12 protein-coding genes and 2 pseudogenes are annotated in these 16182 nt (G+C 67.7%); 7 read left to right on the forward strand and 7 right to left on the reverse strand.

Features of this window, described 5'->3' with window-relative positions; genetic code table 11:
* Positions 1–18 precede the first annotated feature (18 nt).
* Positions 19–768, forward strand: coding sequence for a class I SAM-dependent methyltransferase (locus tag IQ782_RS22070; RefSeq protein ID WP_194136839.1), 750 nt, complete (start codon positions 19–21; stop codon positions 766–768).
* A 2-nt stretch (positions 769–770) separates the two neighbouring features.
* Here IQ782_RS22070 and IQ782_RS22075 read toward each other — a convergent pair whose 3' ends face one another.
* The 5 genes from IQ782_RS22075 to IQ782_RS22095 form a co-directional block, all read right to left on the reverse strand.
* Positions 771–1559: an HpcH/HpaI aldolase/citrate lyase family protein gene (locus IQ782_RS22075; RefSeq protein ID WP_194136840.1), complete on the reverse strand. Its 789-nt coding sequence runs from the start codon at positions 1557–1559 to the stop codon at positions 771–773.
* Entirely contained in the window at positions 1553–2413 is an 861-nt protein-coding gene (locus tag IQ782_RS22080; protein ID WP_240989481.1) for an HTD2 family dehydratase, read from the reverse strand. Before IQ782_RS22080 ends, IQ782_RS22075 begins: the two co-directional genes overlap by 7 nt.
* Positions 2410–3519 carry a CaiB/BaiF CoA transferase family protein gene (locus IQ782_RS22085; RefSeq protein ID WP_194136841.1) on the reverse strand — a complete coding sequence of 370 codons (1110 nt, stop codon included), beginning with the start codon at positions 3517–3519 and terminating at the stop codon, positions 2410–2412. Before IQ782_RS22085 ends, IQ782_RS22080 begins: the two co-directional genes overlap by 4 nt.
* Positions 3519–4682 (reverse strand): acyl-CoA dehydrogenase family protein, encoded by a 1164-nt coding sequence (locus IQ782_RS22090; RefSeq protein WP_194136842.1) that lies wholly within the window; start codon positions 4680–4682, stop codon positions 3519–3521. The genes IQ782_RS22085 and IQ782_RS22090 overlap by 1 nt, the downstream gene beginning before the upstream one ends.
* 147 nt (positions 4683–4829) lie before the next feature.
* Positions 4830–6338, reverse strand: a complete 1509-nt coding sequence (locus IQ782_RS22095) for a fumarate hydratase (RefSeq protein WP_194136843.1) — start codon at positions 6336–6338, stop codon at positions 4830–4832.
* Between the two features lie 632 nt (positions 6339–6970).
* Between IQ782_RS22095 and IQ782_RS29900 the strand changes: the two are divergent.
* Positions 6971–7433 (forward strand): annotated as a pseudogene (locus tag IQ782_RS29900) (transposase family protein); the annotation flags it as partial.
* Positions 7434–8399: 966 nt separating this feature from the next.
* On the opposite strand, the gene IQ782_RS22100 reads toward IQ782_RS29900, so the two are convergent.
* The gene (locus IQ782_RS22100; RefSeq protein ID WP_194136844.1) at positions 8400–8666 is read right to left on the reverse strand and encodes a hypothetical protein; all 267 of its coding nucleotides are present in this window, start codon (positions 8664–8666) and stop codon (positions 8400–8402) included.
* Positions 8667–8928: 262 nt separating this feature from the next.
* Positions 8929–9314: pseudogene (locus IQ782_RS29905) on the reverse strand (transposase); the annotation flags it as partial.
* A gap of 178 nt (positions 9315–9492) precedes the next feature.
* Here IQ782_RS29905 and IQ782_RS30420 point away from each other — a divergent pair.
* The 5 genes from IQ782_RS30420 (at position 9493) to IQ782_RS22125 (ending at position 16163) form a co-directional block, all read left to right on the forward strand.
* Entirely contained in the window at positions 9493–9921 is a 429-nt protein-coding gene (locus IQ782_RS30420) for an aconitase family protein (RefSeq protein WP_420832685.1), read from the forward strand.
* Between the two features lie 2393 nt (positions 9922–12314).
* Entirely contained in the window at positions 12315–13109 is a 795-nt protein-coding gene (locus IQ782_RS22110; protein WP_194136846.1) for an IclR family transcriptional regulator, read from the forward strand.
* A 41-nt stretch (positions 13110–13150) separates the two neighbouring features.
* Positions 13151–14110 (forward strand): Bug family tripartite tricarboxylate transporter substrate binding protein, encoded by a 960-nt coding sequence (locus IQ782_RS22115; protein ID WP_240989482.1) that lies wholly within the window; start codon positions 13151–13153, stop codon positions 14108–14110.
* Between the two features lie 78 nt (positions 14111–14188).
* Positions 14189–14632 carry a tripartite tricarboxylate transporter TctB family protein gene (locus IQ782_RS22120; RefSeq protein WP_194136848.1) on the forward strand — a complete coding sequence of 148 codons (444 nt, stop codon included), beginning with the start codon at positions 14189–14191 and terminating at the stop codon, positions 14630–14632.
* 16 nt (positions 14633–14648) lie between these two features.
* On the forward strand, positions 14649–16163 hold the full coding sequence (locus tag IQ782_RS22125) for a tripartite tricarboxylate transporter permease (RefSeq protein ID WP_194136849.1): 1515 nt from the start codon (positions 14649–14651) through the stop codon (positions 16161–16163).
* The last annotated feature ends 19 nt before the right edge of the window (positions 16164–16182 follow it).

The raw sequence follows: 16182 nt of genomic DNA on the forward strand, positions 1-16182 counted from the left end.
AGCCAAAGGAGACAGCCCATGCCAAGCCGCAAGATGCTTGACGCCACGCGTCAGGCGACGGGGCAGGGCGCAACGCCCGAGGCCAGCGTCGTCATCGCGAAGATCCTCGGCGTGCTTGCCGCCGAGGAGGTCCGGCGGGTGCTCGATGTCGGGTGCGGGAGGGGCGACCTTGCCGCGGCGCTGGTGCGCCGCGGCTATGCCGTCACAGGGATCGACCCGCAGGCCGAGGCGCTGGAGATCGCCCGCGGCCGCGCGCCGGGGGCCGAGTTTCTGCAGGCGGGGGCAGAGGCCATCCCCGCCCGTCCCGGCAGTTTCGGCGCGGCCATCTTCCTCAATTCCCTGCATCACCTGCCGGACGGGCTCATGGCGGCCGGGCTCGACGAGGCGTGGCGGCTGCTACGGACCTGCGGCGTATTGCTGGTGATCGAGCCCATGGCGCAGGGCAGCTTCTTCGAGGCGATGCGCCGGGTCGATGACGAGAGCGAGGTGCGCGCCCGCGCGCTCGAGGCGCTGGACCGCTTCGCTGCGGCCGCACATTGCGAAACGGTCGAGAGTGCGCGTCTTGACCGGATCAGCCGCTTCGCTTCGGTCGATGCCTTCGTGACCTATCTCTGCGCCGCCGATCCGGCGCGACGCGCGGTGATCGACGCCGATCCCGAGGCGGTGGCCCGCGACTTCCTGCGTTGGGCCGAGACCGCCGCCGGCGCGCCGCCCTACCGGCTGGTCCAGCCGCATGTGGTGCGGGTGCTGCGCAAGTTGCCCGGCTGACCTCACCCGGCGTTTGCGAGGATCGCGCGGGCGCGCAGGCGCACCGGCTCATCGACCATCGCGCCATCAACCGACACCGCGCCATCTCCCGAGGCAAGCACGCGCGCCGCCCAGTCCCTTTCGGCCGCCGTCGGAGCAAAGCCGGTGCGGATCGGCGCGACCTGTCGCGGGTGGATGCAGAGCTTGCCGGTCATCCCGAGGCTGCGGGCATGGCGGCTGTCGTCCTCGGTGAGCGTCGGGTCCGCAAACTCGGTGGTGACCCCGTCGATCGGTGCGGCGATGCCCGCGAGGCGCGAGGCGATGACCAGCTCCAGCCGCACCGGGCGCAGCGTCTCGCGCAGGTGCTCGCAGCCGATGTCGGCGCAGAAGTCGATCGAGCCGAAGGCGAGCCGCACCACATCGGCACAGGCGGCAATCTCGCGCGCCGCGGCAAGGCCGCGCGCGGTTTCGATAAGCGGCAGGATCGGGTGTCCGGTTCGCCGCGCGAGTGGTCCGATCGCTTCGGGGTCTTCGGCCTTCGGCAGCATGATCGCGGCGAAGGGCAGGGTGGCGGCAGCCTCGAGGTCGGCCTCGTGCCAGGGCGTCCCGGCAGGGTTGATCCGTAGCAGCACGGGCAGGTCGGTGAACCCGCAGGCCAGTGCCGCACGGGCCGCATCCTTGGCATCCGCCGCGACGGCATCCTCGAGATCGAGGATCACTCCGCACGCGCCTGAGCCCGCCGCCTTGGCGAAGCGTTCGGGGCGGCTCGCGGGGACAAAGAGCGGAGCGCGCAGCGTCTCGAGCGTCACCATCTCGCCGAGGCCTCCATCGCGATCGGCCCGCCGGGGCGGGCGGTCCAGAGCATCAGGCCGTCGGCCGTGTCGCGGGCGTTGAGCGAGAAATCCGCCGTGTCGAAAAGCGGCGACAGGCTGCGAAAGCGGAACTCCGATGGCACCGCGCCGCGCAGGTCAGCGGCATATTGCGCCAGCAGCGTCGCCTGCATCGGGCCGTGGACGATGAGGCCGGGGTAGCCCTCCTCTTGGGTGACATAGGGTTGATCGTAGTGAATGCGGTGGCCGTTGAAGGTGAGCGCAGAGTAGCGGAAGAGCAGCACCGGGTCGGCCCGGATCCCCTTGCTGTGCTCGCCGGGCGCCGCGGCGGCGGGTTCTGCCTTCGACCCTGCCGCGCCCAAGCCGCGATAGACGATGTCCTGCCGCTCGGTGACCGCCGGGCCATCCGCATCGGAAATCTCATGCTCGACGGTGACGAAGCAGAGCGGTCCGGTCCGGCCCTGCTTGAGCACCACGTCGCGAATCGTCGAAAGCCGCGTGACCTCGGCGCCGATGCGCAACGGCCGGTGGAAGGCAAAGGCGCCGCCCGCCCACATGCGCCGGGGCAGCGGCACCGGCGGCAGGAAGCCGCCCCGCGCCGGGTGGCCGTCCGGTCCGAGTTCATCCGCCGGCACCGCGGGCTGGGTGAGGCAGAGGTGGATCAGCAGCGGCGCCTCTGCACCCTCGTCCAGCGGCCCGCGCCGCGCGAAGGTGGCGTTGAACCGCTCCGCCAACGCCGGAGTGAGAAGTTCCGAGCGGGTCTCGGTGCGGCCGATCCAGCCACGCAGGGCCCCGATGTCGATCTGCGGATGCGTCCCGGTCCCGGTCATCGTCATTTCTCCGTCTCCAGATGTGGCTCGGGCAGGCCGGGGACCGGGCCGTAACCGCGGGTCTCTCCGGCCACGCGCGGCGCGGGCGCGGGATAGGAGACCGGGCCATTGGGCGTGTCGACCTCGATCCGCCGCAAGTGCGGATGGGCGGAGAGCCCGGCCATATCGTTTACCGATGCCATTGCGACATCCGCCCTGTCCAGCGCGGCCATGGCCTCGGCGTGGGTCATGCGGGCGAAGGCCTCGGCGACGATGCCATCGGTCTCGGGCCGGTTGGCGACCCGTGCGACATTGGTGGCAAAGCACGGGTCGCGGCCCAGTTCCGGGCGCTGCAGGAAATGTTCGCAGAGCATGCGCCATTCCCGGTCGCTCTGGATCGAGATCAGGATGAGCTGCCCGTCCCGTGTCTGAAACGCGCTGTAGGGAGAGATCGAGGGATGCGCCATGCCGACCCGCTTGGGGCTCTTGCCGCCCTCGTGGTTGAGCAGCGGAACGGTCATCCATTCGGCCATCACGTCGAACATGGAAATGCTGATCGCCGCCCCTCTGCCGGTGATGCCGCGGGCGATCAGCGCCTCGAGGATGGCGGCATGGGCGGTGGCGCCGGTGGCAACATCGACGATCGACATGCCGACGCGCGCCGGCTCCGAGGGGCCGCCCGTGATCGAGCAGAGACCGGATTCCGCCTGGATCAGCAGGTCGTAGGCCTTGCGGTCGGCCATCGGGCCACCTTCGCCGTAGCCGGTGATCGAACAGGTGATGAGCCGGGGGTAGTCGCGGGCCAGCCGCTCGGGCGTGAACCCCAGCCGGCCAAGCGCGCCGCGCTTGAGGTTCTGCACCAGCACGTCGGCATCCGCGAGCAACCGCGCCAGTTCCGCGCGTCCGCCCTCGGACCGAAGGTCGAGCGCCACCGAGGTCTTGCCGCGGTTGAGCCAGACAAAATAGCTCGACTGCCCGGCGGCGACATCGTCGTAGCCGCGGGCAAAATCGCCCTCGGGGCGTTCGATCTTGATCACCTCGGCCCCGGCGTCGGCGAGGCGCGAGGTGGCAAAGGGTGCCGCCACCGCCTGCTCGACGGCGACGACCTTGAGGCCGGTGAGGGGCAGCGTCATCAGAAGCTCCGCGGCAGGCCGAGGACATGCTCGGCGACGTAGGACAGGATGAGGTTGGTCGAGATCGGGGCGACCTGGTAGAGCCTGGTCTCGCGGAACTTGCGCTCGACGTCATATTCGCAGGCGAAGCCGAAGCCGCCGTGGAACTGGATGCAGGCGTTGGCCGCTTCCCAGCTCGCCTTGGCGGCGAGGTACTTGGCCATGTTGGCCTCGGCACCGCAGGGCTTGCCCTCGTCGAAGAGCGCGCAGGCCCTGTAGCGCATGAGGTTGGCCGCCTCGATCTCGATATAGCTTTCGGCGATGGGGAACTGCACGCCCTGGTTCTGGCCGATCGGGCGGCCGAAGACCTCGCGCTCGGTCACGTATTTCGACACCCGGTCGATGAACCAGTAGCCGTCGCCGATGCATTCCGCCGCGATCAGCGTGCGCTCGGCGTTGAGCCCGGTGAGGATATACTTGAAGCCCTTGCCCTCCTCGCCGATCAGGTTCTCCTCGGGGATCTCGAGGTTGTCGAAGAAAAGCTCGTTGGTCTCGTGGTTGACCATGTTGGGGATCGGGCGCACCTCCATGCCCGAGCCCATCGCCTCCTTGATGTCGACGAGGAAGATCGACAGCCCCTCGGATTTCTTCTTCACCTCGGACAGCGGCGTGGTGCGGGCGAGCAGGATCATCAGGTCGGAATGCTGCACCCGGCTGATCCAGACCTTCTGCCCGTTGATCACGTAGCGGTCGCCCTTCTTCACCGCGGTGGTCTTGATCTTGGTGGTGTCGGTTCCGGTGGTCGGCTCGGTCACGCCCATCGACTGCAGCCGCAGCTCGCCCGAGGCCAGCTTGGGCAGGATGCGGCGGCGCTGCTCCTCGGAGCCGTGCCGCACCAGCGTGTTCATGTTGTACATCTGGCCGTGGCAGGCGCCGGAGTTGCCGCCGGCGCGGTTGATCTCTTCCATGATCACCGAGGCCTCGGTCAACCCCAGCCCCGAGCCGCCATATTGCTCGGGGATCAGCGCGGCCATCCAGCCTGCCTTGGTCAGCGCGTCGACGAAGTCTTCCGGGTAGCCGCGGGCCTCGTCGATCTTGCGGTGGTACTCGTCGGGAAACTGGGCGCAGAGCGCGCGCACCGCGTCACGAATGTCTTGAAAGTCCTCTTCAACGTGCTGAAGCACCGCGCTCTCCTTCTGTAGATGTCTGCGCTTTGGGGGCGCCTTGGTCTGCACAGTGCCGCATCGCGGCGGACCTGCGGAAATACGGGTTTGTCATGGGGGCCATATGCTCAGTCTATGGCCCCGCAGGTTGACGTTCGGGGAGCGCTTTCAGGCCCCGGAGACGGTGGGCTCTCGGCGCCAGCGCGCCGGGCCGAGGCGGTGCACCGACTGCCCGCTGCTGTCCACCGCCACGGTTACCGGCATGTCGCGGATCTCGAACTCGCGCACCGCTTCCATGCCGAGATCCTCGAAGGCGACCATGCGTGCAGCGCGGATGGCCCGCGACACCAGCACCGCCGCACCGCCGACGGCGATGAGATAGGTTGCGCCGGCCTTGGCAATCCGGTCGATCGTATCCGCGCCGCGTTCGGCCTTGCCGATCATCGACAGCAGCCCCTGATCGAGCATCATCTGCGTGTAGCCGTCCATCCGGGTCGAGGTCGTCGGGCCGGCGGGTCCGACCACCTCAGACCCGACCGGGTCCACGGGGCCGACGTAGTAGATCACCCGGCCGCGCAACGAGAAGGGCAGCGGCTCGCCGCGCGCGAGGATCTCGCGGATCCGCCGGTGTGCGGCATCGCGCCCGGTGAGGATGTGCCCACTCAGCAGCAGCGTCTCGCCGGGCTGCCAGTCGGCCATCTCCGCCTTGGTCAGCGTGTCGACGTTCACCCGGCGCAGGGTGCCTTCCGCCGCCCCGCCATCGATCTCGGGCCAGAGCGAGAGGTCGGGTGGATCGAGGTAGACCGGCCCCTCGCCGGTAAGCGTGACCTTGGCATGGCGGTTGGCGGCGCATTGCGGCATCAGCGCCACCGGGTTGGAGGCGGCGTGGGTGGGGTAGGAAGAGACCTTCACGTCAACCACCGTGGTCAGCCCGCCAAGCCCCTGCGCGCCGATCCCCAGATCGTTGATCCGATGGTAAAGCTCGATCCGCAGCTCCTCCTCGGGGCTCGCGGGGCCGCGCTCGATCAACTCCTGCATGTCGATCTCGTCCATCAGCGCGCGCTTGGCCAGCAGCATGGCCTTCTCGGCGCTGCCGCCGACGCCGACCGAGATCACGCCGGGCGGGCACCAGCCGGCCCCGAGCCCCGCAACCGTCTCGACCACCCAGTCGGCCACCGAGGCGGCGGGGTTGAGCATGGCATAGCGCGCCTTGTTCTCCGAGCCGCCGCCCTTTGCCGCCACCATCAGGTCGAGCCGGTCGCCGAGGCAGCTTTCGACATGTGTCACGGCGGGGGTGTTGTCGCGTGTGTTGCGGCGGGCAAAGATCGGGTCCGCCACCATCGACGCGCGCAGCGGATTGCCCGCATCGAGATACGCAAGACGGACGCCCTCGTTGATGCACTCCTCGAGCGTCCGGTCGCCGGAGATCGTGGCCGATTGGCCGAGACGCGCGAACACGGTCACCATCCCCGTGTCCTGGCAGACCGGCCGGTTGCCAAGCGCCGCCATTCGCGCGCTTTGCAGGATTTGGCCAATCGCGTCCTTCGCCGCGGGGCTCTCCTCGCGGCGGTAGGCATCGGCGAGCCGCCGGATGTAGTCCGGCGCGTGATAGACGGCGATGTACTGAAGCACCGCGCGGATCGTCTCGGTGATGTCCTCGCCTCTGATCGTGTTCATCGCGACTCCCTCCCTTGCGCGCGCAAGGATGCGTGCGCGCGATGCGATTTGCGAGGGCACAAGCCAGAGCATGGGCCTATGGCGGCGTGTTGCGTCCGCTATGGGCTCTCTGGGGGGACCAGCGCCCTGCCGCCGCTGCAAGCGTCCCGGCAGATGGCGTTCCACGGGTCAGCCCCGCGCCGAGGGAGGGGGCGAACAGAAGGCGGCCCACCGGGCTCGCAGCGGCCCGTTTCCCGCGACGCCCAGTTCCCAGTGAGGGACGCCGGGCGCGACGGGCAGCTCGAGGAGCGTGTCGGCGCGGATGCCCTGCGAGATGGAGGCTGCGCGGCAGGGCCGTGACCCGGACCCGTGCCTTGCTGCCGTGCGCAGGGGATCGGGCAACCAGGTCGCCCGACCGAGGTCCTCCGCGCTCACCACGTCGCGCTGCGCGAGGGAAGAGGTCATCGAGCAGACCGGCCTCAGTCAATCCTCGACGCAGGCGTGGAAGCTCCCCCCCCTCGGGCAGCGTTTCGCGCGTCAGGCAGCACACCCTGTCCTGTTCGTCGCTTGCAAGACTTGTGTCGAGCGCGGCGCTCCGGACGAAATGCATCGCCTTTTGGTCAGGGCCCGTTGATCTGGTCGTGCAATGCAGGATTATCTTCCCCGATCATAATGGGTTGCGCTGGCGAGACAGGCCAAGAGAGTACGCCGCACTACAACCATTGGAGGCGGTGGTGGCGAGTGGCTACGAACAAGGGCCTCTTGTCGAGAATGATGGCGGGGCTGGCTGCCGAGCGCGGCGGGAAAGAGGCCGCGATGATCGCCGGGGCCTCCCCGAAGGCTCACCGAACGGCGCCCGGTCTGGCCGCTGAAATGGCGGGCGTGGCCACCTGATTGGACGGGCCAAGGGCGGCACGACCACGAAACGGCATGCCGTTCGCGACGGTCAGGGGCGTCCGCTCGACCTGTGCGTCACGGCAGGACCGATGAGCGCCCACGTCGGCGCGCGTGCCTTGCTGGATGTGGATTGGCTGCTCGAGAATCGAGGATAGGACGCCGAATGGTTCAGAGAAACGTTGAAAGACAGGACGTATACGCGCCTGCATCCCCGGACGGTAACAGCGCAGGACGCCGGTGAAACATGACAAGCGCCGGTCCAAATGAGGTGTCCCCCATTTTTCCGGACAGGATTGCGGCGCTGCCAAGCCCGGCTGTTGATCATGGCGCCGCGTAGGGGTCAGGGCGCTGATGAACCTCGACCGGTGTTCTGCGCCCAGGTGCCGAATGCGGGCGCTCGATGTTCATCGTGTTCGAGAGCCGCCAGGACCACCCGGCGCGCCCGATCCGTGATCGCCACGAGGTAGAGGACGCCTCGCCGGATGGGAATTCAGGTTCTCTCCGAAGTCATCCACGACGCGGCTTCGTCTCGGGGTCCAAGGCTCGGACGCCCCCGGGTGATCCGCGCGGCACCCGGTCAGCTCCGCAGGGAGATCTCGCGGGATCGATCCGGTGCCTGCCGCCCTGGCCGACGCGGCAACCGTGTGCCGCGTCCCGATGGGGCAGGTGTCGGACATGCGCATGGCTCCCGCGCCTCGAAGACGCCGCCACCGGGCGCGCCTTCGCGAAGCACGCCGGGGCGCCTATTGTCGCGACGAAGGCCGCGGGCGTGACAGGTCCCGCGCCGGGCAGGGTCAGCAGGTGCCTGCAAGCGTCGGACCCCTTCACCTGCCGGACCAGCTCTCTGGTCAGCGCCGCTGCCCGTGGCAGGGCTTCCGGGCGCGCCGCCGGAAGTGGCGGAACGGGGGGAGCCAAGGCGTCGTGTCCCCCGAGATCTGGGTGTCAGCGGCCCTCGCAAGGTCGGGGGCCAGCCGGACCTCGCACCCCGAGGCGGGCAAGCAGACCGCGGATCGTCTTCTCCGCGTTGCGCCGAGCGCCGATCGCGGCGTCGCGCGCTGCCAGCAAGGCCCGACGTTCCTGGGGCATGCCGCCTCTCCCTCTGGCCCGGACAACACCATGCCGACCGGCCGAGCCCGATCATCGCGCCTTGCCGGGTGATCGACCGCACCCTGTGACCCGGCTCGATCATCTCTCGCCTCTGGCCGGAAAACCCCGCTCCACCACCAACCGGCCGATTCTGGCGCGCAGCTTCTCGATCTCGCCCGCCTTCCAGGCTGCCTGCCCCTCGACCCTGCCGGAGAAGAAAGCGGACATGCCCTCGGGAGCCTGCCGCTGCCAGGTGTTGATGAGCGTCGGAAGCAGGCCTTGCTTTGCCACCAGCTCGCCACGGATGGCCCCAAGCGTTGCCGTCGCCTTGGGCTCGGCGCTGGAATTCCTTCGTTTGCCAGCCACGCTGCTCTTCCGCGTCATCGTGGGCGGCAAGCTTGGCAGAGCGTCCGAGTTCCGGGGCGCGCTTCCATCAACCGCATCACCTGATGGAGATAGGCCGGATCGGTGCGGTCCTGATGGGGATCGCAGCAGGCGATGCGCCGCCTGACCACTTGAAGCGCATCGTGCTCTCGCGCGATATGGCCGGGAATTGTCGGGCGTTCGGATCGGCTTTGCTGCAGAAGTCGTGGTCAGGACGTGATGCCCCCTTTCCCAACTTGGTTCGGGCCCCGCGGTTTGTCCCGGCGGATCCGAGGCCGTTGAACCGGTTCATGAGAGCGATACGGATGTGAATTTCCGCGGTCTGGCGGTCGGGGTCTCTCGAATAGATCCCTCGCCGAAGCGCTTGAGGACCCTCATCGTCGCCCTGATCCTTCTCCGGGCACGGTAGCGGGGCCGTCGATTCCGGCTCGTCCGGCCGAGGCGCCGCGTTGCCCGCAGAAGGGCGTTGCGCGCGAGCGCCGCCGGGCAGGCTTCGGTCCAGAGGCGTCGGTTCCCGCGGATCGCAAGCAGTCCCGCGCCTCCGCGCGCTGGGATCGCCGAGTGGCGCAGAGAGGTGTCGAAGGCACCATCGCCGGCAGCGGGGTCGATCCCCTCGTCTGCCGGGAGCTTCAGCCAGCCGCCTTTGGGCGCGCGCCAGGGCATGGTCCCGTCCCGCCAGACGAGCAGCGATCCGCGCCGCTTGCACGTCGTCACAGGTCTTCCCGGTCGTCGTGGGGCGGCGGGCAGGTCCAGGCGTCGTCACGCTGGGCCCTGACCCCACCGGGTTCACGCCGCGACTCCCGGATGCCTGGGAGTTTCGCATCAACGCGGCGACAACCCCACGCCGATGAGCAATGGTATCGATGTCATGGGCTGGGGTGTCGGCGGGCTAGAGGCCGAAAGTGCGATGTTTGGCCAACCCGCCTCGGTGGCGATCCCCGAGGTTGCCGGGGTGGGGCGCGCCGCCCGCCGGGGTGCTGGTCACCGACCGCGCGGTCATCGGCAAGATGGCACCGGAAAAGAGTGCCTCGACGCGCTTCTTGCCGACAGAGGCCGCGGTGGTCGACTACCGCGTGGAGACCGGCTGTTCCGACACGCTGACCGCAACGGTCGAACCGGTGGTCCGGGCGATGGGATTATCGTTCGAACCGGGCAATGCGCCGCGCTTGGTATGCGGGATCGGCCTCTATCTGTCGGCGCTCACGCCGCTCATCCTCGGCCCGCGCCCGTGGAATGAGCGTGCCGGACCGGGTGAAAATCTCTCCGGTGCCGGGATCGCCCTCGGCACGGGCATAGCTCGCACGGAGGCGGCTCTTCGAGGAACTGTCGGCGCTCGGTGTCGACTGCACCACTTGCGTAGGCGACCCCGGCCCGCCGCCGAGGAGATCGAGCGCGGTGCCAGAGGGCTTCCACGCTGCGCACGTCCGCAGTGCCTTTGCCAAGGCGTCCGAAAATTCCGAGTGGGCGGCGACCGACGGCGCGCGCTTCCCCCTGGACCCGCGGTCGCGCAGCTTGCGACCTCCGAAATGCGCACCCCGGTCTGAAGAGCCCCGGCTCGGACGGTACCGCACCGCGCCCCTAATGGTCATGGGTGTCGCCATGGCCCCAGACCCTATCTCGCCCGCCGGCTGGATGGACCCGGAGAGCGCCACTGGCCAATGGCGGGTGGCGCGCGGCGGCGATCGGCAGGATCGCAACGTGTATGCCACCTACCGCGGCAACCGGGACGTCATGCTGCGGGCTCATCATCAACCGGCTCGCGCGCAGCCACCTCGCCGAGGACCCGCCGCCGTTGTGGACGGTCCTTGCGGACGGGCGATGGATGCCGGTCTTGGAAGCCGTGGAGATCCTTGCCGCCGAAGGCCCTCCGGTCGTGATCCTCGCCGGCGAGCGCTACGACATGGGCTCAAGCCGGAACCGGGCTGCGCGGCGACGATCTGCCCGTCCTGCGTCGAGAGGGTCAGGGTCACTGGCGCGGGCCGGTCGTCGGCGATCATCCCGACGACTTTCGAGGAGGAAATCAGCAGCGACCGCATCAGCCCCGGTGCGGTGACGCGGAAGAACCGCCAGATCAGGTAGGTCCAAGGTATGATTGCCAGAACCACGCCCAGCGGATCGAACACGACGCCGGACCCGCTGGCGTTGCTGTCGATGGTCTCGTCGTCGCGGTCGTCAGGCCGCGCTCGATCTTGGCGTCGTCATGCTGCGCGAACTCTGCGGGGACCGCGCCGGTTGCGGGATTGATGGAGTGCATCATGATGAAGTGTCCCCTCGGCAAGGGGTGATGTCTGCGCTCCTGCGATGCCCCCCGCAGAGCGTTCGCCAGCGGTTGTGTTGATGCCGCGTGCTCGGAATGTCGCCGCAGTCTGCTGCACTGCCAGTGCGTGCCTGCGGGCGTGCGGACCAGGTGCGCCTTGAAGGGCCGTCGCCCCCCGGCGATGACCTCGCCTCAGGTCGGCCGTGGCGGCGACGCTTGCAGGTCGCGGCCGGACTGCCGGTGGGAGCGTGCGCCGCGGCGAACCACCCGCCGTGAAAACGGGTGTCTCGCAGCTTGCCGCGTGGCCCTCTCCTATCCTCTGTCTGGCCGCGTTCAGCATACGGCGGCCGAAGGTGACCCTGCGCTGCAGGCCGCCGAGACGGGGCTGCAGATAGAGCGCGATCCCGCGGCCTGCCGGGGCGACGCAGAGCTTCGGTTTTCCGGACCGTGATGAGGCGAGGCGCTACTCGACCGGGGCCGGCGCCAGGCATTTGGGTCTGATCGTCCGGCAGGCGTTCGATGCCGGCGAGACTGCGTCCTTTTTCGTACGTGCCGGCAATGACCGGCGCTGCCCTTGCCGCGAGATCAGCCCATGCCTCAAGACAGTCGGTGTCGAGGAAGGCATGAGGCTCCGCTTGGGTGCCGGAGCCGCTGGACGGGTGTTTCGTAGGTGCCCTGGCGAAGAAAACGCCGAAGCATCCAAGTGCAATCCCCGGAGGAAGGTCAGCCTCAACCCGCAATAAGACTTTCGCGGCAATCGGGCCGCCGGTTTTTTCCCGCTGCAGGCCAGTTTCGCGGTGCGTTGACGGTCTCGGGTTTGAGCACCCGCTTCGTGGGGGAAGCTCGGCGGCGGGCAATCACGGTTCTGGAAATCGCCCTCCGCGGTCTGGAGGCCGCATGCTGAGGCACGGTTGGCGGCGCGGGCCCGGATGAAAGGTCCCTGCAATCCTTGAGAGGCCGCAGGAGACGGGCGCTCGTGCCGCGCGGCTTCGTGGGTGTCACGCAGATTCGCTCTCAAGGCGAAGAACTGGCCTTGCGTGAGCTGATCTACATGGATGGCGTCAACGGTATCTCATCCCGTGCTGCCGCGACTTCACGCAGGTGAACGGTCGCAACGCAAGGCGGCGGCGGGGCGCACTGCTGCGCTCCGGACACCTCCCGCCGGAACGGTCGGCACTTGCGATAACTTGAACAACAACAACGGGATGATGTGGCGCTCTCTTGCCCATTCCGTTTCTCGGATGGGCGCCTCGGCGGGTCCTTGCAAGAGCCCAGGGCGCGCTCTGCGGCGCGGGACAGCCGCCGGCCGGCCACGCCGACGCACTCCGAGTGGCTTGACGCGAAGGCGTTCGTTGGATACTCAATTTCAAATAATGAACGTGTTCAGAATACTGAACGACCATCGGGAGGAATGGATGAGTTCAGGACGAGGATCCGAACGGGTGCTGATTTTGCTCGAGTGGCTTGCCGGCCGCACGCGAGCCGTCACCCTGGCAGAGGCGAGTGCAGCGCTCGACGCACCGAAATCCAGCGTCCTCAACTTGCTCAGGATGCTGGTCGAGATGGGATACGCCGAGCGGGAAGGGGACAGCAGCTATCGTCTGGTACGCTTGCCGGGCGAAGTTTCCGCGGGGCATGTGCAGTCCGGAACCCTGCTTCGGCGTTGCGAGCCCGCAGTCCGCAAGGCTGTGGCGGAGTCCAGGGAGAGCGGCTTCATCGCCGTCGTGGATGGCGCATATGTGCGCTACCTCTGCAAGATCCTGCCGGACCGCGAAATCCGCTACGACCGAAACATCGAAATTCCCCGCCGTACGGTGCAGGTCAGCAGCGGCATCGCAATCCTGACCGGGCTAAGTGACGCCTTGCTTGCCGACGAGGCGGCGCGTGCGGAGGCCGAGGGCCTGAGCGACGCGGCGGCGCTCGTCGCGCGCGTGCAGGAGGCCCGTGCGGCTGGCTACGCCCTGACGAAACGCGGCGTGGTCGAGGGTGCGGCAGGCGTGGCGGCTCCGATCCTTGATGCCAAGGGCAAGGTCGTCGGCGCCCTGAACATCGCGGGCCCCGCGGAGCGGCTCGCGGAAAACCTCGACGACATCATCAAGATCGTTCGCGCAGGTGCGGCGGAAGCCTCTGCCGCGCTTGGCTGGCGCGGCGCGAAACTCGGCGCCTGACCGGTGCCCCGAACACACTCAATATGGAGGAGATTGTGACAATGACGTTTCTGAGCAAGGCCGCGAGCATCGCGGCGGTTGGCTTTTCCCTGATCGGCGCTCCGGTGCTGGCAGAGGGCTTTCCCGACCGTCCGCTGGAATTCGTGGCGGGCTACGGTCCCGGCGGCGGCCATGACACCATGCTGCGCACCATGGCGCGGTTGATGGAGCAGGAAGACATCGTCGATGTACCGATCAATGTCGTGAACAAGGAAGGCGGCAGCTCCGCCGTTGCCATGGGGTATCTCAACGCGCGCAAGGGCAGCCCCTACCACCTCATGTCGATCACCTCGTCGCATATCGCGACGCCGCTGACCTCGAACATCGGCCTGAACTACGCCGATTTCACCCCCATCGCGCGCATCGGGATCGACCCCGAGTTGCTGGTGGTGAATGCCTCCAAGGGTTTCGAGAGCCTCGAGGACCTGAAGGCGGAAGGTCGGATGCTGAACGTCGGCGGCACCGCGACCGGCAGCATCGAGCACATCGTCACCATGCAGTTGGCCGAGAAGACCGGCATGGAGCTGAACTTCATCCCCTTCCAGGGCGACGGTGAGGTGGTGACCGCGCTGCTGTCGAACCAGATCGATTTCGCCATCACCAACCCCGGCCCGGTCAGCGACTACCTGTCCAGTGACAAGTTCAAGGCGCTGGCGATCAGCACCGAGGAGCGGGTCGACAGCCTGCCGGACGTGCCGACCTTCGTGGAGCAGGGCGCGGACATCAAGATCTCGCTGTTCCGGGGACTGACCGCTGCGCCCGGCATCTCGGACGAGGAGCGCGACGAGCTGATCGCGATGGTCACCAAGCTCTTCGAGACCGAAGCCTGGCAGAAGGAATACATCGAACCGAACGCCGTGGTTCCGCTGGTGGTGACCGGCCAGGACTTCGCCGACTACCTCGGCGAGACCGAGGCCGTCTACCGCGAGACGCTGGGCGAGCTTGGCATGATCAACAACTAAAGATCGGCGCGCGCTTCCCGCGGGCGGCGCGCCCCTCCGCCTCCTTCCATCACACACCTTTCCCAGCCGGAGACTGCCATGCGGGCTTCCGAATTGCTTCTCATTGCCGGAACGGCCGTTTTCGCGGCGGTCATCGGCGTGCAGAGCGCCAACTTCCAATACTTCTCGAAGCAGGGGTTCGGTCCCGGCTTTGTCCCGATGAACTTCGCGATCCTCGCAGTGCTGCTGGCGGCCTACCTCGCGGTCAAGGCGCGGCTGAAAACCGATGGCCCCTTTCTTCCGCAAGGGATCTCCGAGCGTCTCAAGGCTGCCTTCCCCGCGATCGCCACCGCCGCGCTGCTCTTCGGCGCGACCGCGCTGATGGCCTTCGGCTCGGTCCTTGCACCGCTCTACGCGGTGATGGTGGCGATCTCGCTGGCCTTTCTTGGCCATACGATCGCACGGGCGCTGGTCGTCAATGCCGTCACCCTCGCGGCGATCTACGGGATTTTCAGCCTTTGGCTGAACATCCCCGTCGTCTGAACGCAGGACCCCTGACATGGATGCAATCAACAACCTGCTGATGGGCTTCGGTGAGATCCTCACGCCCTTCAACATCGCTATCATCTTCGCCGCCGGGCTGATCGGCACCGTCGTGGGCGCGCTGCCGGGTCTCGGACCTTCGGCCGGCATCGCGCTGATGCTGCCGCTCACCTTCGGCATGCCCGAGGCCTCGGGCCTGTGCCTGCTGACCGGGGTGTACATGGGCACCATGTACGGCGGGCGGATCACCTCGATCCTGATCAACGCGCCCGGAGATGCGCCCGCGATCATCACGGCGCTCGAAGGCTATCCGATGATGCAGCAGGGCAGAGGGGCCATGGCGCTCGGCATCTCGGCCTTCTCGTCGTTCATCGGCGGCCTCTTTGGCCTGCTGGTGCTGATCTTCCTCGCGCCGGTCATCGCCTCCTATGCGATCTACCTCGGCCCGCCGGAATACTTCCTTCTCATGGCGACCGGCCTTGCGACTGTGATGCTGCTCGCCGGCGACCAGATCGCCAAGGCTTTCCTTGTCACCTGCCTTGGCGTGCTGGTCAGCACATTCGGCAGCGACTACGTCTCGGGGCAGATCCGCTTTGCCTTCGTGCCGGAGCTGATCGAGGGCATCGACTTCGTCGCGATCATCATCGGCCTCTACGGTCTCGGCGAGGTGTTCTACAACCTCGAGAAGCGGGTGAAGCTGAATCTTGGCAAGCCCGGCTTCCGGATGAAGGAATTCATCCCCGGCAAGGAAGAACTGAGCGAGGCGGCAGCGCCGACGCTGCGCGGATCCATTCTTGGCACGCTGATCGGGATCGTGCCCGGTGCGGGGGCGACGGTGGCGACCTTCCTCGACTATGCGCTCGAAAAGCGCCTGTCGAAGAAACCCGAAACCTTTGGCACCGGCAATATCGCCGGTCTCGCAGGGCCGGAGGCCACCAACAACGCGGCGGTTCCCGGCTCGCTCATTCCGCTGATCACGCTCGGCATTCCCGGCTCCGGCGGCACCGCGATCATGCTCGGCGCGCTGATCATGTTCGGCCTGCGTCCCGGTCCGCTGCTGATGACCACCTCGGGCGATATTGTCTGGGCGATGATTGCCGGCCTCGTGCTCGCGAACGTGTTCCTGCTGGCCTCGAACGTTCTTCTGATTCCGGTGTTCGTGAACCTGCTGCGCGCGGTGCAGGGCAACCTTGCCAATGTCGTGATCGCGCTTTGCGTCGTGGGCGCCTTCTCGCTCGCCTACAGCCCGTTCAACATCTGGATCATGCTGATCTTCGGTGTGCTTGGCTACCTGATGAAGAAGAACGACTACCCCACCGGGCCGTTCATCCTTGCGGTCGTCCTGGCGCCGCTGGCCGAGAATTACTTCCGCCAGTCGGTGATGCTGGGGCAAGGCAGTGCGCGCATCTTCCTCGATCGCCCGATCTCGTTGACCATCCTGATCGTCATGGCCCTGATCCTCGCGCTGTCGGTCTTCGGCCAGATCCGCGGCAAGCGCCGCGCCCGCCAAGCCGCACAGGCCGGCGAGTGATGCGGCAGGCCGACCTATC

The organism is Salipiger mangrovisoli (genome assembly GCF_015223355.1).
Lineage (GTDB): Bacteria > Pseudomonadota > Alphaproteobacteria > Rhodobacterales > Rhodobacteraceae > Salipiger > Salipiger mangrovisoli.

Coding starts and splice junctions, on each gene's coding strand:
- IQ782_RS22120 (WP_194136848.1), top strand. CDS start 14,189: ATGCGGGCTTCCGAATTGCTTCTCATTGCCGGAACGGCCGTTTTCGCG.
- IQ782_RS22115 (WP_240989482.1), top strand. CDS start 13,151: ATGACGTTTCTGAGCAAGGCCGCGAGCATCGCGGCGGTTGGCTTTTCC.
- IQ782_RS22125 (WP_194136849.1), top strand. CDS start 14,649: ATGGATGCAATCAACAACCTGCTGATGGGCTTCGGTGAGATCCTCACG.
- IQ782_RS22085 (WP_194136841.1), bottom strand. CDS start 3,519: ATGACGCTGCCCCTCACCGGCCTCAAGGTCGTCGCCGTCGAGCAGGCG.
- IQ782_RS22070 (WP_194136839.1), top strand. CDS start 19: ATGCCAAGCCGCAAGATGCTTGACGCCACGCGTCAGGCGACGGGGCAG.
- IQ782_RS22080 (WP_240989481.1), bottom strand. CDS start 2,413: ATGACGATGACCGGGACCGGGACGCATCCGCAGATCGACATCGGGGCC.
- IQ782_RS22110 (WP_194136846.1), top strand. CDS start 12,315: ATGAACGTGTTCAGAATACTGAACGACCATCGGGAGGAATGGATGAGT.
- IQ782_RS22095 (WP_194136843.1), bottom strand. CDS start 6,338: ATGAACACGATCAGAGGCGAGGACATCACCGAGACGATCCGCGCGGTG.
- IQ782_RS22075 (WP_194136840.1), bottom strand. CDS start 1,559: ATGGTGACGCTCGAGACGCTGCGCGCTCCGCTCTTTGTCCCCGCGAGC.